19 protein-coding genes are annotated in these 21,234 nt (G+C 52.1%); 6 read left to right on the forward strand and 13 right to left on the reverse strand.

What is annotated here, in order from left to right:
- Positions 1 to 60 precede the first annotated feature (60 nt).
- The 4 genes from NXT09_RS12370 to NXT09_RS12385 all read left to right on the forward strand — a co-directional run bounded on the left by NXT09_RS12370 (position 61) and on the right by NXT09_RS12385 (position 6,730).
- The gene (locus NXT09_RS12370) at positions 61 to 1,224 is read left to right on the forward strand and encodes an efflux RND transporter periplasmic adaptor subunit (protein ID WP_268579862.1); all 1,164 of its coding nucleotides are present in this window, start codon (positions 61 to 63) and stop codon (positions 1,222 to 1,224) included.
- A 69-nt stretch (positions 1,225 to 1,293) separates the two neighbouring features.
- Positions 1,294 to 4,428: a multidrug efflux RND transporter permease subunit gene (locus NXT09_RS12375; protein ID WP_268579863.1), complete on the forward strand. Its 3,135-nt coding sequence runs from the start codon at positions 1,294 to 1,296 to the stop codon at positions 4,426 to 4,428.
- Positions 4,421 to 5,833 (forward strand): efflux transporter outer membrane subunit, encoded by a 1,413-nt coding sequence (locus NXT09_RS12380; protein WP_268579864.1) that lies wholly within the window; start codon positions 4,421 to 4,423, stop codon positions 5,831 to 5,833. Before NXT09_RS12375 ends, NXT09_RS12380 begins: the two co-directional genes overlap by 8 nt.
- 33 nt (positions 5,834 to 5,866) lie before the next feature.
- Positions 5,867 to 6,730, forward strand: coding sequence for an SDR family oxidoreductase (locus NXT09_RS12385; RefSeq protein WP_268579865.1), 864 nt, complete (start codon positions 5,867 to 5,869; stop codon positions 6,728 to 6,730).
- A gap of 47 nt (positions 6,731 to 6,777) precedes the next feature.
- On the opposite strand, the gene NXT09_RS12390 is transcribed toward NXT09_RS12385, so the two are convergent.
- The gene (locus NXT09_RS12390; RefSeq protein ID WP_268579866.1) at positions 6,778 to 7,383 is read right to left on the reverse strand and encodes a TetR/AcrR family transcriptional regulator; all 606 of its coding nucleotides are present in this window, start codon (positions 7,381 to 7,383) and stop codon (positions 6,778 to 6,780) included.
- Between the two features lie 2 nt (positions 7,384 to 7,385).
- Complete coding sequence (locus NXT09_RS12395) at positions 7,386 to 7,727, reverse strand: DMT family transporter (protein WP_268579867.1); 342 nt, start codon at positions 7,725 to 7,727, stop codon at positions 7,386 to 7,388.
- Between the two features lie 474 nt (positions 7,728 to 8,201).
- On the opposite strand from NXT09_RS12395, the gene NXT09_RS12400 reads away from it, so the two are divergent.
- Positions 8,202 to 8,618 carry a hypothetical protein gene (locus tag NXT09_RS12400; RefSeq protein ID WP_268579868.1) on the forward strand — a complete coding sequence of 139 codons (417 nt, stop codon included), beginning with the start codon at positions 8,202 to 8,204 and terminating at the stop codon, positions 8,616 to 8,618.
- A 34-nt stretch (positions 8,619 to 8,652) separates the two neighbouring features.
- Here the strand turns inward: NXT09_RS12400 and NXT09_RS12405 are convergent, their stop codons facing one another.
- The 5 genes from NXT09_RS12405 to NXT09_RS12425 are packed head-to-tail and all read right to left on the reverse strand — an operon-like array spanning position 8,653 to position 13,368.
- A complete protein-coding gene (locus NXT09_RS12405) occupies positions 8,653 to 10,191 on the reverse strand; it encodes a conjugal transfer protein TraG N-terminal domain-containing protein (protein WP_268579869.1) in 1,539 nt (512 codons plus the stop codon).
- Positions 10,188 to 10,559 (reverse strand): hypothetical protein, encoded by a 372-nt coding sequence (locus NXT09_RS12410; RefSeq protein WP_268579870.1) that lies wholly within the window; start codon positions 10,557 to 10,559, stop codon positions 10,188 to 10,190. The genes NXT09_RS12405 and NXT09_RS12410 overlap by 4 nt, the downstream gene beginning before the upstream one ends.
- A gap of 2 nt (positions 10,560 to 10,561) precedes the next feature.
- Entirely contained in the window at positions 10,562 to 11,986 is a 1,425-nt protein-coding gene (locus NXT09_RS12415; protein WP_268579871.1) for an integrating conjugative element protein, read from the reverse strand.
- 9 nt (positions 11,987 to 11,995) lie between these two features.
- Positions 11,996 to 12,970 (reverse strand): TIGR03756 family integrating conjugative element protein, encoded by a 975-nt coding sequence (locus NXT09_RS12420; protein ID WP_268579872.1) that lies wholly within the window; start codon positions 12,968 to 12,970, stop codon positions 11,996 to 11,998.
- On the reverse strand, positions 12,967 to 13,368 hold the full coding sequence (locus tag NXT09_RS12425; protein ID WP_268579873.1) for a TIGR03757 family integrating conjugative element protein: 402 nt from the start codon (positions 13,366 to 13,368) through the stop codon (positions 12,967 to 12,969). The genes NXT09_RS12420 and NXT09_RS12425 overlap by 4 nt, the downstream gene beginning before the upstream one ends.
- Before the next feature lie 230 nt (positions 13,369 to 13,598).
- Here NXT09_RS12425 and NXT09_RS12430 point away from each other — a divergent pair, with 230 nt between their 5' ends.
- On the forward strand, positions 13,599 to 14,618 hold the full coding sequence (locus NXT09_RS12430; protein WP_268579874.1) for a hsdR: 1,020 nt from the start codon (positions 13,599 to 13,601) through the stop codon (positions 14,616 to 14,618).
- 112 nt (positions 14,619 to 14,730) lie between these two features.
- Here the strand turns inward: NXT09_RS12430 and NXT09_RS12435 are convergent, their stop codons facing one another.
- Genes NXT09_RS12435 through NXT09_RS12460 form a run of 6 tightly spaced genes read right to left on the reverse strand, consistent with a single transcriptional unit; the run spans position 14,731 to position 21,231 of the window.
- Positions 14,731 to 15,126 (reverse strand): acetyltransferase, encoded by a 396-nt coding sequence (locus tag NXT09_RS12435; RefSeq protein WP_116164806.1) that lies wholly within the window; start codon positions 15,124 to 15,126, stop codon positions 14,731 to 14,733.
- Positions 15,123 to 17,978 carry a conjugative transfer ATPase gene (locus NXT09_RS12440; RefSeq protein ID WP_268579875.1) on the reverse strand — a complete coding sequence of 952 codons (2,856 nt, stop codon included), beginning with the start codon at positions 17,976 to 17,978 and terminating at the stop codon, positions 15,123 to 15,125. Before NXT09_RS12440 ends, NXT09_RS12435 begins: the two co-directional genes overlap by 4 nt.
- Positions 17,978 to 18,388 carry a TIGR03751 family conjugal transfer lipoprotein gene (locus tag NXT09_RS12445; protein ID WP_268579876.1) on the reverse strand — a complete coding sequence of 137 codons (411 nt, stop codon included), beginning with the start codon at positions 18,386 to 18,388 and terminating at the stop codon, positions 17,978 to 17,980. Before NXT09_RS12445 ends, NXT09_RS12440 begins: the two co-directional genes overlap by 1 nt.
- The gene (locus tag NXT09_RS12450) at positions 18,381 to 18,824 is read right to left on the reverse strand and encodes a hypothetical protein (protein ID WP_268579877.1); all 444 of its coding nucleotides are present in this window, start codon (positions 18,822 to 18,824) and stop codon (positions 18,381 to 18,383) included. The genes NXT09_RS12445 and NXT09_RS12450 overlap by 8 nt, the downstream gene beginning before the upstream one ends.
- Before the next feature lie 9 nt (positions 18,825 to 18,833).
- Complete coding sequence (locus tag NXT09_RS12455) at positions 18,834 to 20,375, reverse strand: TIGR03752 family integrating conjugative element protein (protein ID WP_268579878.1); 1,542 nt, start codon at positions 20,373 to 20,375, stop codon at positions 18,834 to 18,836.
- Positions 20,365 to 21,231, reverse strand: coding sequence for a TIGR03749 family integrating conjugative element protein (locus NXT09_RS12460; protein ID WP_268580036.1), 867 nt, complete (start codon positions 21,229 to 21,231; stop codon positions 20,365 to 20,367). Before NXT09_RS12460 ends, NXT09_RS12455 begins: the two co-directional genes overlap by 11 nt.
- Positions 21,232 to 21,234: the final 3 nt, after the last annotated feature.

Raw genomic sequence — 21,234 nt, forward strand, 5'->3', positions numbered from 1 at the left:
CTACTATATGGAATCATCACACCACTCACAAATAGTTTGTAACAGGTAGAAGAGGGTTTGATGACAAAGTTAAAGGCTGGCTTACTTGCTCTTGCCATCGGTGGATCGTTGCTGACGACTGGCTGCGATAATGGTCAATCGGCTTCACAACAGGGTCAGGGGGAAGGTCAGGGGCAGGCGATTCCGGTTGAAATGCTAAGCATTACTCCCCGTTCTGAGAACCTGACGACAGAACTGCCCGGCAGAATATCTGCCGTACGCGTTGCCGAGGTTCGCGCTCGCGTGGCCGGTATTGTGCTGCACCGTCATTTTGAAGAAGGGGATATGGTCAGGGCCGGTGATCTGCTGTTTACGATCGATCCGGCTCCTTTCCGCGCGGCGCTTGAGCGGGCGCAGAGCAGCGTTGCGCGTGCGGCTGCTGAGGTCACAAAGGCCGATGCGCTGGTACGGCGCTACGCACCGCTTGTCAAAGCCGACGCCATCAGCCGTCAGGACTATGATGACGCGCTTGCAGCACTGCAGACTGCGCGTGCCAATAAAAAATCCGCTGACGCCGATGTCACGACTGCGCAGCTTGACCTGGGCTACGCTGCCGTGCGGGCACCTATTACCGGCCGAACCGGCAAGAGCTTGGTGAGTGAAGGTGGGCTCGTAGGACAGAATGAAACCACTCCACTGGTAAAAATACAGCAGATGGATCCGGTGTATGCCGACTTCAGGCAGCCCGTCAGTGACGTGATAAGGCTGCGGCAGGCCCTTAAAAACGGCACTCTTTCTGCTGATGCAGACGGCAAGTCGCCGGTCAGAGTAAGCGTAGACGGTACAGAATATCAGGCCAGAGGTCATCTGCTTTTCTCGGACGTAACGGTTGATGAAGGCACTGGGCAGATTATGCTACGCGGCGTTATCCCCAATCCCGAAGGTCTCCTCATGCCTGGCATGTACGTCCGTGTGACCACGGATATAGGAATCGATAAAAAAGCAATATTCGTTCCTCAGCGCGCGGTTTCTTTTGGCTCTGACGGAACACCGCACGTCATGACTGTCAACGCTGAAAGTAAGGCTGAATTAAGAAATGTGCACACCGGTGTCATGAGAGCAGGCGAATGGCAGATAACGCAGGGCCTCAGCGCCGGCGAAAAAATAATTGTGGCGGGTACAGACAAAATCCAGCCGGACACGCCGGTTACGACAGCGACGCAAGCTACGGCTAAAAGCCAGTAATGAATAACGCCAGCAACCGCCTGACATTGACGGAGCGGCACGTAACAGTTCACACCCGATGGATATTCTATGTCTGAATTCTTTATCAAACGCCCAAGGTTTGCCTGGGTAATTGCCATATTTATCATACTGGCCGGAGTGCTTTCTCTCTCGTCGCTGCCGGTTGCCCAGTATCCTGCCGTTGCACCGCCGCAAATTCTGATCACCGCGGCCTACCCCGGAGCTTCAGCTGACGTCATCAACAATACCGTGACCAGCCTGATTGAGGAAGAGCTAAACGGCGCAAAAGGACTCCTCTACTACGAGTCACAAAGTAACAGCGCTGGCGTGGCTGAAACCTACGTTACGTTTAAACCAGGCACCAATCCTGACCTTGCTCAGGTGGACGTGCAGAACCGTATCAAGCGTGTTGAATCTCGTCTGCCGCGCCCGGTGATGCAACAGGGTCTTCAAGTAGAACAGGCGAGTGCCAACTTCCTGATGATTTATGCACTTACCTACAAGGATGCAGATAAAGATCCCGTGGGGCTGGCTGATTATGCAGCACGGTACCTGAACAATGAGCTTCGCCGCGTACCTGGTGTCGGCCGCGTGCAGATGTTCGCGTCCGAACGCGCCATGCGCATCTGGGTCGATCCCGCAAAGCTTGTCGGTTATAATCTCTCTGTTGCGCAAGTTAATCAGGCCATATCTGCACAAAATGCGCAGGTATCAAGCGGCAGCATCGGGGACCAACCCGTCCCTCCTGATCAGGAGATAACTGCTACCGTGATGGTTCACGGCCAGCTTACCTCCCCCGAAGCATTTTCAGAAATCGTTCTGAAAGCAAACAGCGACGGATCCACTGTCAGGCTGAAAGACGTTGCGCGCGTTGAAATGGGAAGCCAGGACTACAAGTTTACCTCACGCCTCAACGGCAAGCCTGCAGCCGCTATCGCCATTCAGCTTACGCCCGGTGCCAACGCGCTGCAGACATCTGACGGCGTGAAGTCCAGGCTCAAGGAACTGTCGGCAAACTTCCCGGCGGACATGTCTTACAGCATACCTTATGACACCTCACGCTTTGTAGACGTGGCGATTGAGAAAGTCCTGCATACCCTGGTCGAAGCCGTAGTACTGGTATTCCTGGTGATGCTTCTGTTCCTCCAGAATATCCGTTACACGCTGATCCCTACGATTGTTGTTCCTGTCAGCCTGCTGGGAACGCTTGCCCTGATGCTGCCACTCGGTTTTTCAGTGAACATGATGACCATGTTCGGCATGGTTCTGGCAATCGGTATACTCGTTGACGATGCCATCGTCGTCGTGGAAAACGTCGAGAGGATCATGTCGGAGGAAGGCCTTTCGCCGCGAGATGCCACAATGAAAGCCATGAAACAGATCAGCGGCGCCATTATCGGCATAACCCTGGTTCTTGCTGCAGTATTCCTTCCATTAGCCTTCATGAGTGGATCTGTCGGCGTTATTTACAGACAGTTCTCGATTTCACTCGCTATATCAGTGCTTTTCTCCGGCTTCCTGGCACTCACCCTGACGCCTGCACTATGCTCTACGCTGATAAAACCTCTTTCTCAAGATCACAATCAACAGAAGAAAGGTATTTTTGGCTGGTTCAATAAGCGCTTCGATCGCGTGACACATGCCTATTCCGGAGCCACATCAGGTCTGGTCAGCCGCACCGGAAGAATGATGCTTGTCTATCTTGTTATTGTCGGCGTGCTGGCTTTTGCGTATGTGAGATTACCTTCCGCATTTTTACCCGCAGAGGATCAGGGCTATCTAATCACGGACATTCAGCTTCCACCGGGTGCAGCACTACCGCGTACGGCAGAAACCGCTAAGCAGATGGAGGACTACTATCGCAGCCTTCCGTCAGTTTCAGATGTCATTTCCGTCATGGGCTTCAGTTTCTCAGGTACCGGGCAGAATGCTGGCCTGGCATTTACCATGCTCAAAGACTGGTCTGAACGCTCTTCCGATCAATCAGCGGTAAACGAAACCGGCCGTGCGAATGGCGCTCTGCAGCAAATCAGCGACGGAACGCTTTTTGCCGTCATGCCACCTTCCATAGAAGGACTGGGTAATTCCGGGGGCTTTGCACTCCGCCTGCAGGATCGTGGCGGACTGGGGCGGGATGCGCTGCTTGAAGCAGGCAATATGTTGATGGGTAAGGTCTTTCAGTCACCTGTGTTTGCCTACATCATGATCGAAGGCCTCAAGGATGCGCCGCAGCTTGACGTCAAAATCGATCGTGAAAAAGCCGAAGCGCTGGGTATTTCATTTGACGTTATCAACAACACTATCTCGACCGCATTCGGATCGGCGCTGATAAACGAATTCCCTAATCAGGGCCGCATGCAACGCGTTATCGTCCAAGCAACCCCGGAAAGCCGAGCGACGCCTGAATCGCTGGGCAAACTCTACGTTCCTAACCGTTCAGGTGATATGGTCGCCCTGGAAAACTTCAGCGAGATTGGTTGGAAAACCGGTCCCGTCCAGATTGTCCGCTATAACGGTTATCCGAGCATAAAGTTTGCCGGTGACGTGGCGCCCGGCCACAGCTCGGGTGAAGGGATGAAGGAAATTGAGCGCCTAGCAGGTGAGCTGCCTCCAGGCATCGGATATGAATGGACTGCACTTTCTTACCAGGAAAAAGCGGCAGGCTCTCAGGCGCCGCTGCTGCTTGCGCTTTCCATGCTCGTGGTGTTCCTGGTTCTTGTGGCACTTTATGAAAGCTGGAAAATTCCGCTTTCCGTGCTGCTTATAATCCCCGTAGGTGCACTGGGTTCGGTGATGGCCGTCACCGCACTGGGCATGCCTAACGACGTTTACTTTAAAGTCGGTCTCATCACCATCATCGGTCTGGCGGCCAAAAACGCCATCCTTATTATCGAGTTTGCAAAAGACCTTCATGCACAGGGGAAAAGCCTCAGAGAGGCGGCGGTTGAAGCAGCTCACCTGCGTTTCCGCCCGATTATTATGACCTCCCTTGCCTTTATTCTCGGCGTTGTTCCGCTTGCCATCGCGACAGGTGCAGGTGCAGAAAGCCAGCGCGCCATTGGTACCGGCGTTATCGGTGGTATGCTGACGGCAACGCTTTTGGGCGTGCTCTTTGTTCCTGTTTTCTACGTATGGGTCATGTCATTTACCAAAGCCGGGCGCGAGCGTAAAAAGGAAGCTGTGCAGGAGAATAACAATGCATAATTTTCAGATTAAGAATCTTGTTCTCCTGTGTGTTGTTGGCCTTTCCGGGTGCTCACTGGCGCCCGACTATCAGCAGCCAAAAATGCCCGTTCCGTCCATTTATGCTGAGGGAGGGGGCGTTCAGGCGGGCCCGATGCCGGACTGGCGTAATTTTATCAGTGATAATCAGCTTCGTGAGCTGGTCGGCAGGGCGCTGGAGCATAACCGAGACCTGCGCATTGCGCTGCTTAATATCGAAAGCGCGCGGGCGCAGTACGGAATCTCAAGAGCTGACCGTCTTCCTGCAGTGAACGCTACAGGCGCTTTCAGCCGGGAGGACACGCCAGCCCTTCAGCGCCCACCGGGCGCACCGGCAGGACCTCAGTCGATGTACCGTGCCGAATTGGGCCTGAGCGCCTTCGAAATCGACCTGTTCAGCCGCACCCGCAATCTGTCTGAGTCCGCACTGCAGGAATACCTTGCCACCGAAGAGGCGGCGCGCAACGTCCGCATTACCCTGATCTCACGCGTCAGTGAGGCCTATCTTGACTATGCCTCTGCAGGTTCAAGGCTGGCGCTTACGCAGAAGGTGCTGACGTCGCGCGAGAGAGCATTCTCTCTGGCGAAGCTGCGCTTCGGGGCCGGCACCGCGAGTGAGCTGGACGTGTTGGAGGCGCAGGGGCTTCTTGAAGAGGCCCGCACCGAGTCGGTCCGGTCCGCGCGTACGCTCTCACAGGCACGCAACGCGCTCCGCCTGCTGGTCGGCGAAGACAACCTCAGTACCTCTCTGGGATCGGCGCCTGCCGGAGGTCAACTCTTCGGCGACGTCAGGGCAGGGCTTCCGTCAGATCTGCTGACACAGCGGCCCGATATTATGGCCGCTGAGCACGGTATTCGCGCACGCAACGCTGATATTGGCGCCGCAAGAGCCGCATTTTTCCCGCGCATAACGTTAACTGGCGCGCTGGGAACGGCGGGGCCGGAACTGTCCGGGCTTTTCTCCGGAGACACGCGGACATGGCAGTTCATGCCGCAGATCACGCTGCCAATTTTTGCCGGCGGACGAAACCGCGCGAATCTGGATCTGGCCAACGTTCGTAAGGACACCGCCGTTGCAGAATATGAAAAAACAATTCAGACCGCGTTCACGGAAGTGTCAGACGCGCTCAACGCCCGTACTTCTTTCGACAAAGAGCTGATGGCGCGTCAAAAACAGGTTACATCCAGCGACCGCACACTCGCGCTGGCCGAACTGCGTTACCGCACCGGACTGGACAGCCATCTGCGCTATCTGGATGCGCAGCGTCAGAATTTCACCGGACACCTGAACATGCTGGACTCGTGGAGGAACTCGCAGGCCAGCAGGATTCAGCTTTATAAGGCCTTGGGCGGCAGTCAGTCTCTGGAAGGCATGGCTGCCCGATAGTAGTTTTATATATTTTTCACATGAGAGGTGGTTATGATTTTAATTACAGGTGCAGCAGGACAGTTGGGCCGTCTGGTGATTTCTGAACTGCTCAAAACCGTTCCGCCGGAACAGATAGTTGCAGCAGTGCGCGAACCTTCAAAAGTCGGCGATATGACAGCGCTGGGTATTCAGGTTCGTCGGGGAGATTACACGTGTCCTTCGGACTGGGATGAAGCCCTCAAGGGCGTTGATAAAGTGTTGCTGATTTCATCGCCGGACGTTGGCTGCCGTGAAGAGCATCACAGGACGGTTACGGATGCGATCGCTGCTTCAGATTCGGTCGGCCTTGTCGCCTATACAAGCATGCTCCGTGCGGACTCCTCGGGTGTACCATACGCTGCGGAAGACCGAGCAACTGAGGCGATGGTTCTGAAAACCGGTAAAAACGCCGTTTTCCTGCGCCACAGCTGGTACATTGAAAACTATACCATGAATATTACCCAGTCGCTGCAGACAGGCATGCTGTTCGGCTGCGCCGGCAGTGGTGTATTGTCGGGGGCTTCGCGCGAAGACTACGCCGCCGCCGCTGCCTGCGTCCTGACGTCGGAAAAACCGCTGAAGCAGGTCTATGAGCTCGCGGGAGATGAAAGCTTTACACTGCCGCAGGTGGCTGCAGAAATGACACGCCAGACGAACACGACGGTGAACTACGTTGACATGCCGGAAGAGGACTATCGGAGTATGCTGGTTGATTACGGCGTACCTGACGGTGTGGCGATGATTCTGGCTATGGCCGATTCCGGCGTTGCCAGAGGCGATCTTTATACTCAGAGTCGGGACCTTTCAACGCTTATCGGCAGACCGACCCTGACCCTCCGGGAGGTAATCGCTAAAGCGCTGCTTCAGCAACAGTAATTGCAAGCCTGTCAGGGCCCTGCCCTGACAGGCTTAATCAGGCGAAATCACCCTCTGAGAAGTGGTGTCTCCCCTGCAGAGGTACGCCGCTTTTCCTCACTGAAGGTCATCGATATTAACCTCTCTTCAATACGCGCCCTGTTATTATCATCCTCCTCGTTATGCTGCCTCAGCAGGCTCGTTAACCAGAACCCGTCGGCTGCAAGCCTGACTGTTTCAAGCTCTGGCGCACTGTCGGTCTGCTGATGCCTGACAAGCCGTGCCGCAATCCAGTTTGTCCAGCGGTCAGCGAGGCCCGGTAAAGCGCCAGCAGAAAACGTCAGGGCTGTCCACGGAGAGTGGCGGGGTAACCTCGTGAATGCAGCCCGGATATAGGCGCGGGTAAAAACGCCGTACCGGTCACCGTCCTGCATAACGGCAGTGTCAATCTGTGAATCCAGTGATTCAAGCTCATTTTCAAACATGGCAGTGAGCAAATGCTCTTTGCCCTGGAAGTGATGAAACAGACCGCCTTTGGTGATGCCTGCCGCTTCGGCAATATCGTTAAGGCTGACCGCGCAAAAGCCCCTGTTGGCTATGAGGCAGGCCGCAGCATCAAGTAGCCGCAGGCGAACGGCTTCAGGATTTTTTCTGGAGGGTGCTGAAACGTTCATAATCAGTGCGCACTCATCTTTGAGAACCCATTAACAATGACCACCCCGGCAACAATCAGCGCAATGCCGACGAGCGCAGCCGCATCAGGTTTTTGCCTGAAAACCACCACGCCGACGACTGCTGTGAGGATAATTCCGAGACCCCCCCAGGACGCATAGGCCACGGCAAGCGGGACGACCCGTAATGCCTGAGCGAGCATGTAGAAAGAGAACGCATAAGCGACTATGGCAAGAAGGGAGGGCATGAGGCGGGTGAAATGCTCAGACTTTCCCAGAAAGAGGGTGCCGGTCACCTCTGAGACGATAGCGGCGGTCAGCGCGAGGTAAGCAATAAAGGGCTGCATATTTATCTCCAGTAGAAAACGCAATCATAGCACATACCAACCGGTCGGTATGTGCTATGATTGTAAAATCATCCGGAATTGTTTGCCAATGAGATGGTCAGAAAAGCTTATCTGAAAGCCAGATGACTATGCGAAGGTAGTATTCAGGAATATTTTAAACTAAGTCAGGTAGTTTTGTGGATCGGCACGGATTGGGATAAAACCTTTGAGTAATTTCACGATGGAGATTCAAACAGACGAGCAGAACCGCTCAGGGGCATATTATCTACGGGTTGCCATCTGTCTGCTGTATCGATCATGGCGCTATTTATCCATGCGCTGAATGCCAGTGGTTCGCAAAAGAAACCAGGAAGGCTGGTGCGTTATGTCATGATGATGACGATATGCACCCGGCACCGCAAGCTTTGATGGATTTGCGTCCTTCACTAGACTAAAATGTAACCATGAGATATTCCATTTGAGAAGGATATTCAGATGCAAAACACAGCAAAGAACCGAGCCTATCAGCGTGGACTTAAGGCTGCTGGTATCTGGAAAGGCACAAAAAATCGACTGATACAGTGGGATGCTGCATGTGTAGCTGCCGCTGGCCGTCACCATCTGCCAAAATGGGCAGGTCATATTCCGGTTGCTGCGGGGATTGTGTTGTTTGTATCTGGTGTATTGCTGGGCGGAGCAATCCTTTCTGCTATTCTGTTATTTGTTGCAGGACTTGTGTCGGTAATGTTTGGGCGACGCCCTAGCGATGCAAATAGTACAAACCATTATGTTCCAGATGATCCTAACTATCCACATAATGGCCCTTTTGACGTTTACTACGGTCCTGGAACTCCATCCTATAATCCTCATGAAATATACTACAACGAACCATTTGATGAGAAAGACCAATAAGGGGAGTATAAACATCCCCTTATTTTATTATCAGCTATTTCATTCCCTCTTTTACCCCCCCTTCAAACGAACCGATAGCTTTACTAGCAGCCCCTCCCGCTTGACTTCCAGCACTTTGAGCAGCTGCAGGACCTTTTTGAATCGCATTGGACAATGCCCCACCAATATCAAGTCCCGCCCACGATAATGCTCCTACCCACACAGTGGGAAGCACGATAAACATCGTTCCCATCACAAAGTTCATGACCATATCGTCAGAAGTGTTCTGAAAACCAGCCAGATTGAATCGGCTGTGGGTATCCGAACTGTACAGTGCTTCAAGTAGCCAGCTGTCGAGCCATCGTGCCAGTTCCCACCAGAACGTCAGGAAATTCAGCGCGAATATCACGAACGTTAAAGTAATCACGACCTTGAATTCATAGACACCAAAAGCCAGAACCAGCGGCAGCATGACGCAGACAGCCATCAACAATATGGCCTGAACCATCGGTAGCGCCTGGCGCATGGCATCAAATGCCGGAAATGCTCCCAGACTTCCCAACGCGCCGCCGGCAATGGCACCAAACCGATTGACGGTATTCATCGTAGTGAAGTCCGCATTACCCCCGTAACCAGCATAAACCTGCCCCCCCTGGGAGATATTTAGGCTCTGAGGACTCACCAGGCGCCTGATCACCGCTTCTTTATAGTCAGCGGTGCTTTTCCCCATCATTTTCAGTGCAGCAGAAAGACGCAGCCACATGCCAGGATCAGCTTGATTGACTACTCTATCCTGCAAACCGGTATCCGCGGCGGACCACCATTCATTACAAGTAGGATACCCCCCCCGGCCCGTATTCGGCCGGCCACTGTCCCTGGCATCGTTCCAGGGAAAATTTGACCGCGGCATTTTTGAGTTCAGTTCACCATAATAACGGGAACGAAACGTTGAACTGCCCAGCCATTCAATGTCCTTCAGCACATCCTTATCCGTTGTAGCCCCCTGGTCTTGCTGCTTCCACGTGTATAGCGCGAGCGCATAGCAGTCGTTGGTAAAGTCCTGCAGCTCTTCAGCCAGAGCCGGATTGCTGATGTTGGTCCTCTGCACCTCAAAACGAACCTGACGCAAATCCGGCCGACAGGGAATGGTTGCGACCGCAGCCTGCGTTACGCCTTTTGACAGGCGGTGTACCACAGCCCACCAAAAGGGTACCGCCGCTGTCTGATCGCCGAGGCTGGATACCACACTTGAATATCCACTTTCATCCGGAGACTGCGTTGTCCAGGTTCCACACATTTTCGCCCGAGACGTATCATATTGCATGGTACTCAGGCTCAGATTAATCAGCGGAACGCAGCAAGCCAGCATCACAAAGAACGCACCGTACAACGCGTTCTCGATACGGGGCAGTGACAGCATCCCTTTATTGCCCTCATCCTCCCCTTCTTCCCTGACCTTCATCCAGATACCAACAACTTTAAACGCCAGCGGCGCAGCAAAAAGCCCGGTACCAATCAGGATGTTCCACAGGCCATTATTAATGACCCAGCCCAACAGCGTCAGAAAATACTCGAGATAGCTGTTCGTGGTCATCGCGCCGCCCCTGTATCAATATACATGGCGTATTCACATGCCAGTAAAAACATCGCGCTCACGATGGCCATCCGTTTCAGCGGAGCTTTATACTCAGGCTTACATCCTGGCGCATGCCAGATTTTCCAGAGCCCCCATCCCAGTGCGCTATACAGCGTCAACCGCCAAACCAACCAGCCAATGCTCGTTCGCTGCATCCAGTGGCGTAGCGCTAGGAATTCATCCGAATAGGACACGCCAATGCTCGCGATCAGAAATGCAATAAACATAACGCCAGAGCAGAATGCCAACGCGAGCAACAGCACTTTGGTTCCCTGGCGTAGTCGCTTAATGGCAGATTGAGGCTGCGCCTTTTTAGATTCAGACATAGTTAGTTACTCTGGGCGGGAATCGTCATCTGGTTGAAGCGTATATCCGTATTGTCCTGGATTTGCTTCTGCGGATTGGTTTCTACGCGACTGTTTTCCCGTTCGATGATAGTCAGTACTGAGTTACGTGCCAGCTCGCGTTTGAGTTCCATCTCGTTCTTCAGTGCATTAATTTCCCGATCAAGCGACTCAATACGCCGGGTTCCCTCATCAACAGCAGCTTCCTGAGCAGCGGCATTAGGTTCGGACATACCCGTCATCAACATACGACGCATCAGTAATGCCGTCTCGACCGTATCCGCCATCGCCAGTTCGCTGGCCAGTCGGCCGGTTAACGCCGCATTATCCGGATCGCGTTGTAATGCCCGGATAACACCACTGGTGATAGTCAGACTCCCTGCCTTCAGCTTGGCCAGGTTCGCAGCCGTTGGTTTCTCCACCCCGTTAACCATTTTCACCAGTTGTTCCAGATTGGTTTTCGTTGCGTCTTCCAACATGGGGGCAAATCCCGTTCCCGCCTGAGTGGTACCAGGTTGCTGGGCGTCATCCCCACTGGTGCAGTCAGAGGCAACCTTACACGTCCGCATAGAGCGATCGCCAAGTACCTGAACAACTGCTTTTGCCGCATCTTCAGAGTTTGCAAATTTCTGACAAACAGAGCCCGTACAATTGCTGGTACTGACGGAAGATGTACTCAGTACAGGTTGACTGTTCATCATGTTATAACCCGCAGCGACCAAATCATGCGTTGGGCGAATAGCAGGCTGCCCTTTACCACCACGTCGTTGACCACCAATCCAATTTTGGCCGTTATTGCCGGTCAGTTTTTGGGAGTCGTTATCCGTTTGAATGGCATCGGCTTTTCCGCTGTTAACCAGTTGTTTGTACTCATCTGCCTGTGCAGACTGTGTCCATTTGCTGGAATCAGAGAAATCCATCATCCGTTTAGTCATGTTCTGGCAATTAAACATGGCCTTATCAAACGCCACATTTGCCTGAAGCACACCGTTAGTTAGCATGTCATAGAGACCCGGGCTCGCTCGTTGAATAATGGCACCAGGTAAACTGGAGACCGCACCGGTCGCACCCTGAATAACCTCCCCCATCAGGTTTTTAAATCCAGATGTCACCCCATTCAACTGATTGCCGACCGTCGTTTTCAGATCGAAATTACCGCACTGCAGATCAGAGCTCCAACCGAGATCAACACCCAACTTCTGCATACTGATGCGCGTCGCCGGCTGTGAAATCACAGAGCCGCCACCGAGCGTATAAAATAGCTTGTCGGACACAGCCCCACTGACATCAGCCCCATACCCCAGCGCCCCACTATTCGCCTGAGGCAAATTGACATTGAGCTGATCAGCAAGAACACATGGCGTAATCAAATGCAGCCCGATAGCCAGCACACAAAGTTTCATGTTCATCGTTATTCCTTAAAAATTCGTAACAGATAACAACCGCTGACCACGGCGTTGGCAGCAACTATAGGGTTGCCAGAGGGTATAAACTGCACTGCCATTCTCCGCTGACATGCGGTCACCATCAGGGAAGATCGCGCAGGAAGACGTTAGCTGTGGAGATAAGCGCTGCCACTTGTGATTGTTGGTGTTTTCCACGACAGGCTCTGGAGGCCAGTAACCATCGCGGCGGGAACCCGTCAGGGCCTGATAGACGTGCAGTTGACCAGAGCGCGTAATAATGTCTGCCACACGTTGGGCGACAACGGCGGACGCTTTATCGTCATCGGTATGCTGGACAAATCCAGAACGGGGATAAACATTCCCCCACATATTTCCAGACGCCATGCTGCCCACTTCGCGTTGGCCAGGAATGAGCGCCTCAGGATACAGCGATTCAGGAATTCCCGTTCGCCAGGCGAGAGAATCCAGTGTGCTCAGAAAATACGGCATGAGCGGAGTGGCAACGCTATCGCAGGAATAACCGGGAATTTGTCCACCGATGAGGGTCGAGGCTGGGTGGCCGATCGCATCCGCATACTTGAATTTGATATTGGATTTTCGTCGCCCCGGATCTTTAATATCTGCCGCGTTCCCTCCGCCGGCAGTGACCCCGCTTAACCCACTGGTCACCGTACTTTCCAACCCGCCAGCACCTTGACTGACCAGAGACATTTCTGACCAGGGATTGCCTCCTGGAGCCATATACGTGGATACCACTGCATCAGGAATAAAGTGAGTGACTTTGACGGACGTGCGAATGGTACAGCCGAATTTCGTGCAGAATAGCCAGTAACAGATGCCACTGACACGCCAGCTGATACACCCTGGAGAAATAGCGCTGGCAACGATTTGTGCGGTGTTAACGGCAGCAATCGCAGCAGGCTCACACGCGGTCGTGAGCATAATTCCAACTGCAATCGGCCGTAACCGGGTTCGCCATCGACTCATGGTCGTCCCCCTTCCTGCATTTTATATGCAAGCGCTTTGGCAACATCGGCCGTGCCGTACACCACGTCGCGATCGTCAAAAACAACTGCGGGATATTTTCGTACACCGATTTCCCACGCATGTATAACGCCACGATAAGCCGTTTGCAGGTCATTCTCATGCTGTTGCCACTGCGGAGAACGCATGACAGCCAGAGCCTGCTCTGTCGCTTGCTCCATCGATGCTGGAAACTCGCCAAACACGGAATGTTGCAACCGTTCCGGCGCATCCAGCCAAACTATCTGAGTCTCGGGTGTCAGATTGCTGGGAGGGTGTTGCTGGTCGGTATAAACAACGGGATTGGCCAATAATGGGGCAGGTAAAAACAGGAGAAGAAAAGCATAAATTTTGCCGTTCATCACCGCACTCCTCTAGGTTAATAAATACCCTTCAGGTTGCAGCAGGTGAGGGAGATAAACAGCGGTAAACTCTTTTCGAATAAATGAAAATTTACGGATTACAATAACCGAAACATAAATAAGGCCACTTCCAATAATTTTTCACCAACCGGAGGCGTATGAACATCCGAAGACTAAGGACTGACAGTATTGAACTTTCCCCAGAGGTTCAGGGACTACTGAATAACAGTATGGACTTCTTGCAAAAGGCACAGGATGAGTTTGCCTCATCACCAACCCATTCCATCGTCAGCTTTTGGACGGCCGTCGAGCTGTTACTTAAGGTACCGCTTGCTCATGAACACTGGTCGCTAGTATGCAGCGGAAAGAAAATTGTTCGCAAAAAGTATCGCGAAGGTGATTTTCAATCCATCACCTTTGCAGAAGCCTGTGAGCGGCTAAGCGATGTATTGGAAAAACCTCTGCCACCCGCCACCCTTAAAGCCTTTGACAAAATCCGCCAACACCGCAATCGCGTGGTCCATTTTTATCATGATGCCTTTTCGGAAGAAGACAAAGCGAAGTTACTGGCCGAGCAAGCTGACGCCTGGTTTGCGTTGAACCGCCTGATGCGCGAAGACTGGAAGTCACTTTTTGAAGGGGCTCTGGGAAACTATCTCGCCAAGCAAGAAATGAGTCTTCTAATAAAAAACACTTACTATGCCGATATTAAGTTCGACCAGATCAAACACGTGATCAAAGGACATCAAAAAAATGGGGATAAAATTCTCAACTGTAAGTTGTGCAAAAAATCTGCCTCACCAGTAAAAGTGCTTTTACAAATAAATGATTATTCTGTCAAAACGTCGTCATGCTTAGTGTGCGGTTCTTTTCAGGACAAGCTCATCGAATTTTCATGCCCTGAATGCAATAAGCCGCAAAGTTTAATCGCTTGGGATGAAACGGATTTTGAATGCACTAAATGCCAGCATTCTGTTTCCCGTTATGAGCTTTTTGATACGAGTAGTTGCTCACCGGACGAGTACCATTACGCCCCCACTCCGGCTGGTTGCTCCGAATGTGATACCGACCACTCTGTTTGTGAACTTGGAGAGGGGTATTTCTGCACACACTGTTTTAGCTTTTTCGAATCTATTGGCCAGTGTGAGTTCTGCGGTCATCACAGTACAGATGTAAATGAATTCAGCGCAATGACTGGCTGCAGCTTTTGTGAAGGACATCCAGAAACATGGGATGATGACGATGACTGAATATTGTTCATAATAAGAGCCCCAGCGAACCTGAGGCTCTGTTCGTCTGTCTTCACTATTCTTGATGCAATCGCGATTTTAATTACTGAGCTGTCGCAACAGCGTCAATTCTCTATGCGCTAGTCGCAACTTCTTTCAGATACAGAACCAGGTAAACCACATCAACAGCATCTGGAACAGAAATGTACCAACGGGGATGATCGTAATCATCAATCTCTGGCCAACTCGTTGTGCCGGCAACAGAGATCAGGATATCAACACAGGGGCCGATACCGTGTCCGCCATCAAAATGCAGCGCTACCGCACCTCGTGTACCGACTCGGTGAGGATGGCACGTTACATTGCACTGCATAGGTAAACGCTGACGAATAGCATCACGTAGCTGTTGCAGTTCGCTGTCGTTTTTCAGGGAAATCCCCGCCTCGCCTTGCGGTTTCAGACTAAAAAGCATGGGAAAATGGCCACTCTCCGTTTGGATCGTCGGCGTAGGGTATTTCAATGTCATCATGCTGCAGCTTTCTCCTGCTCAACCAAACCACGGGCTTTATCTAATGCTTTGGCGACCCGCATTGCCGCTTCCAGCTCCGAACAATGGAATTCATTCATCAGACGACGTCGTTCCACTTTTTCTTCTTTTTCTGTCATACCGAGCGCCAGGTACAAACTGGGGGGAACGGCACGGAACAACGCCTGGACGTTCTTCGATAATACGACCCCCTCGGTGTAACATTTATCCAGTTTACTGGCTGACATCAGCACCGATTTCTGTTCATCCGTCAGGGATTTGAAACGGCTGATATCATCGACTTCTTTCTTTGGCATCACCAGGCATAGCCACCATTCAGCCATGTTAAGCATTTTGCCGGCTGCATCTGGAAAATCCTCCAGGTTCTGCGTTGCCAGCCAGAGCCAGGCCCCCAATTTTCGCCACATTTTGACGATCTTGGTCATATAGGGCGCCAACAGCGGGTTAACCGTTGCAATGTGCGCCTCATCAACAGCGAAAACAATATCCCGTTTCTTGTATTGATCACGCTCAGCAATGTTGTTGATGGTGTTCGTCAGTGACACCATGGTCAATGCCATCTGCGCTTCATACCCTTCACGCGCAAAATACCCCAGATCAATCAGCGTAACGTCAGCTTCTGGCCAGAGCTGCCCTTCACGGTTAAACAGTTCTGCTTCAAAACTCCCTTCCTGTGTGAAAATACTCAGCGATTCAGCCATCTCAGCGGCTTTAGTACGACGCTGCTCATTGCGCTCAGTATCCATGGAAATATCAAGTAATGCGCGTTGCAGATCGGACGGAAGCATCTGTTTAGAAGCGGCATAAGAGGCTTTCGCGGCCATCACCAGTGCTTCACGGATCATTGCGCGATCGGCTCGTTTAAGCTCGGCTTCTTCCTTCGCATCACCACCGGTGATCATCATGCGGGCTGAAATCTCCATTTCCCCCAAAATGTCCCGTTTCTCTTTCTTATCCCCCTGATCGTCACCCTGCTCCTCTGTATCAGCGTCCAGTTCAGGCAGTGCATCTGCATCAATGGCCAAAGGAACATCACTGTTCAACAACTGATAAGCGTCACCAAACAGCGGAAGACTCAACCCATTACCCGGTTTGATACTGACCTTATTCACCGTCAAACCAAGGCTTTCAAAATAATCGGCCAACAGCCCAAATGAGTTGCCGGCTTCGGCAATAAACAGTCTGGGTCTGTGGATAGCCATCACCTGCGATAACATCGCGCACATCGTTGCTGACTTCCCGGCACCAGTCGGTCCAAAGATCAATTTATGTGCATTTTGGCTGCGATCACTTTTATTCAACGGGTCGAATGAAAATACGTCTCCCCCACGATTGAAAAAGCTGATCCCAGGATTACCCGTACCCGTTTCACGACCCGTTACAGGTAATAACCCAGCCAGATGCTGTACCCACGTTAGCCGGGTATACCAGTGTTTCTTATCGGTTTCAGGGTTAAAACACATGGGCAAGGCGCGTAAATAGGTATTCAGCGGAGCAACGTCATACTCTGGCCGCACCGGCTGCAAGCCTGCTCCCAGCAATACGGTCGTCAGTTCAACCCGTTTATGATTGAGCGTTTCCACATCATCGGCACGCAACAAAAATGTCAGTCCGGCACGGTACAACTTGTGCCGATTTCCCAGATACTCTTTGACGGTTTTAACATCCTGGCGAACACGTCCAGACTCAGTGTTCTCGCCGACTGCGTTCTTGGATAGCCGGGTAAAATCAGCTTCCAGTTTATCTTGCGGCTGTACCACTATGGTCATACACAGGGTGGTACCTTCCGGAAAGAGATCCATTAACGCATTGATCTTTTCTCCCCGGAGCATTTCCCCTGTAATCGCTCCGGGTTTTGGTGGGCGCCGTAATTTCTCGACCGGCAACGCACAATGCGCCTGATTATCAAACCACCATACGCCGTTCTCCACATCCGAACGTGGCGGATTGAACCACAGCGTCTCCGTGAAATCGTTTAATACCGGCATAGTGCCATCAGGTGTATCGCGTCGATCAAAATAGGCTGCCTGACGATATAACGTGTCTTTATCCACCCATTCCGGCGACGGATTAAAATGACGCAGCAACCAGCCATGCACCTGATGACCATTCTGTCGCACACACATTACTCCTGCGCCAGACAATGCACTGGTCACACGTTCACAGACCTGGTTGAGCATAGAGATCGGCGGCATCGGGTCTCGGTTGTTTTTACCAATCCAGCGGTATATCACAATGCGCGTACGACGCTGCTGACCGCGCCAGGGCTGGCCAGTAATTTTGGTATCAGTAAACAGACCTTCAGAACGGGCAATCCCCCGTAAATGTCGCTCAGTCTCTTTCAGCCAGGCTTCCGAGAACGGTGTGCCCTGCGCATGGGGTTTGACATAGCCCCTCAGGCGATCGACATAAGTATCGACATTGTTCTCATCCTGGCAAAAGAACTGCACAACCCAGGGGTTTTCATCTAGTTCTTCAAAGCTGTCCTGTATCGCATCCTCGACCGTATCGCGGATTTGTTCCAGGCGCTCTTCCGTACGTCCTTCTGTCGCAACGGGAGAGACTTCATATACCGCTCCGACAGAAATGCCATCATCCAACAACAGACATTTATCACTGTCCAAGAACTCTGCCCACGGCAGGTAATCGATGATTGAGGGATTAGCATGGTTCAGCCTAACCTCATCCTGAATCGTCATATTCCCAGGACGTTGCAGTGATGCTCGTCCGGCAACCTGAATTGAAATACCTTCAGCAAGATTGCCGATCGCGTCATCAGGTACACGCGTTTCACGAGAGCGGGATAGGCGCTTTTTATTAAATAGTGAGAACATTACAGCGCCTCCACGCGTTCACCCGGCATCGCATACTGGGTCTGGCTATAGAAGGGAAATACCGTGCTGTATCCGGGAACGGGTGTACTGCCCTCAGTCAAATGAGGGAAAATATATATCACCATGTCTGGGTTCGGCAGGCGGGGAAACTGTTGACTGATTTCGCTCTCCTGAGTTCGGCTGTAACTCCGATCGTCATGTAACGACGTTTGAAGCTCAGTTACACTCAGCGGTCGGCGTAATACATCTCTGGCCTGGGCTGAACGTCGAGTTGTTCCCTCTCCATCTGCACCATTCCATAATTCCAGCATGGAGTGCTCACCAGCTGGCAGCATTTCTTCTTTTGAGGTCGAGCACCCGCTCAATAACACCATAACAAGCAGTGTGGCCATAATCTGGCATTTAGGCATGTGTTTCTCCAGAACGTCGGAATAAATGAAAATGACCGGCAATGAGCGAAAATGACCGACACATCGGGTGACGGGATAATTCGGCAACCGTCATCCGTACGGTGTGCCAGTCATTAAGATGGCCCTGTTCGATGGCCATCAGGAATGGATCGGTCTGTTTTTCCAGAAAACAGGCCAGTTCAAAGCGTTTGAGTGATGCGGGCGGTAGTTGTCTGACAAAAAAGCAGCCTTCCAGCACCGGAATACAATGGCTACCAACATCAAGAAATAGTGCGTCATTAACCCAGTAAAGCGATGCTTGCGCTGATTCAGCCAGACTCTTGGCTAATAATTCAGAATCGGACTGACAATAGTGAATATCAATCCGTAGCCGATCGGTTGCGGATGCCGTACTAAAGATCCAGATGTTTTCCCAGCAGGCGTGAATGGTTTCCATCTCGCCTCCTCAATCCAAACCACGCTGGTTACTACCATCAGCCGGTAACGAGAAGTCGTACCGAACCTTGCGACCCTTGTCTTCATAATCAATCGCCAGTTGCCTGGTAATATGCACGGCTAATCGCATGCCTGGCGGGACATAAATCGCATCAAATGTCTGGCCGTAACGCTGTTTCACCCAGTCAGTCGTCTCATTCAGACCACCGGCCAGCGCCTTACCAAGAACCGCCTGGCCCGCGTCCCCCGTGAGTGAGGAGGTCATCCCACCATAGCCATTTGTTTGCGTCGTCTGCTGGTTTTGACTCAGCGCACCGGCAGCACCAGAACCAGCAGACAAAGCAAAAATGGTGGGCAGATAGGTCGATGCGTTAGATTTGCGTTCCCCGCCGATACAGGGGATCCCCGCTTCATCAGAAATCCAGCCAATACCACCGCTGGTACTACTCTCCCCCTGATTGTTACCGCCATTATTGCTATTACTGTTACCATTAGCGTCAGAGCGCGGCAATGTGCGAACGGTGCCATCGGCAAACACAAACGTAATACTATTGACCTGGCCACGAACGCACGACAACGTCCAGTCACCGCTGGCAGTACCCGACACGATCGCCCCCTCTACATCGGGCAAATCGATACCATTTGCGGTTAGGTTGTCTTTACCAATGAGTACCTTGAATGGGTAGGGATCAGTCACAGTGCCATTAATCGGGACGCGCCCTAACAGCGCCGTCATTGCCCGGCTGCCGATCAGGGTGGAATTCTCAGGTAAGGTGTAAACTGGCTCTGCTGTAACCTCATTTTTTTCGTTCGAGTACCCTTTCACCTGCTGCTCATACGCCGCTTTCTGGCGCGTTAACTCATTGTCGTTAAGAAAGGAGGTAGGAAACTGAGGTAATGCAGGCATACCAGAACTAGAGACCTTATTAGGATCAGTGGGTTTCTGATCTTTTGGCTGTACCCATATCAGCCCATCTGCGCCTTGCGACGAGGTGCCACTGGTACCACTTCCCATGCCGTCCAGCCCTAACCCCAGAGGAATATCACCGTGCCCAGAGGCGTCCTGGTAGTTACTCCCTCCGCTAATATGGCCACCGGGATTACTCATCGTATTCGCCAGTTTATCGGTCAGTTCCTGAATTTTATTCTGTAGCCGTAACTGTTCATCTTGTAAGCGTTTTTGCTGTGTATCGTAGGACTGCTGCACGCCAGAAACAGCTTCATTCACTTGCCCTGACACATCGGTACTACGGCGGGTCAATGCCTCATTTTGTTTTTTCAGGTCCTCATTTTGCTGGCTCAATCTGCCTAAATCACTGCGCACCTGATTTAACGAGCCGACCAACGTACGTAACGTATCCTGGGGAGTATCACCCGCGACGCCCAACGCTTTGAGTTCATCTGGAGACAACCCCAGTGTTGTCGTTGCTGTATCAGCGGCATTCTGTGTCTGGGGTGAATCTGATTGGCAACTCTTTACGCCAATCAGTGCACCGATGGCCAGCACCGATGGCACAATCACTTTGACCAACGTATTGGACTTAATTTGCATGAACACGTTCCTTCTTACTGGCCTTACCTGATGTTGGCGGCATTTTGGCGACCGGCTCTGCGACAAATGCCAGTTCCGGACGGCTATCGGTGACCAGGTATAATGTTGTCGTGTCTTCTGGTGAACCTATTGGCCCTACCCAACGATGCTGGAACGTGGCAGAAACAAACTGTCCCTGAAGAACCCGGGGATCGAGGACAATCTTTCGGCTGGACGTATTACGAACACGTAACGCCACAACGGAGCGCGCCCCAACTCCCCAGGCTGACAGCGTGGTTATATCCAACGGTTCAGAGGGATATAAGGTCGTGATCTTCCCAGATAGACGAGGGTTAACGGGATGAATACCACTCACAGGCTCTACCGCACGCAATGGCCCGTAGAGTGTTTGCGCGGCAAAACGCGTCAGAACGACAGGTAGGGGGGCGTTATAGCGAGGCGCTTTAGACTCTTTCGTGTCTGGCTTCGCTCCGGTAGTGGAAGATGAATCACTATGCCCGGATACCTTAGCAGGACGATCGCTGCTATCTACCGTAGTGACATCACCGCTATATACCAGACGAACAGGCTCTGTTGGGCCATTCGGTGACGCAGTCACATCGAGCAGAATAATCTCGCCGCTTTCCAGATCCTGTAACTGCAACCGCGTTTGAGGAAATGCACTGTCCGCTTTGAGATAAACCGCCCCACCGGTCGATTGAACGCGTAACTTGTCATTCAATGCCGGCGGGAAACCGACACGAACATTTTTATCCGCAAAAATAACGCGTTCTTGCCCTACCTTTAGTGGGATCTGCAGCGGGATCCGCTCCCATTTAATTAATTCATCAGCGGTAGCGTGCAATGACCCCGTCATGAA

This window comes from Pectobacterium jejuense, from assembly GCF_026800125.1.
Taxonomy (GTDB): domain Bacteria; phylum Pseudomonadota; class Gammaproteobacteria; order Enterobacterales; family Enterobacteriaceae; genus Pectobacterium; species Pectobacterium jejuense.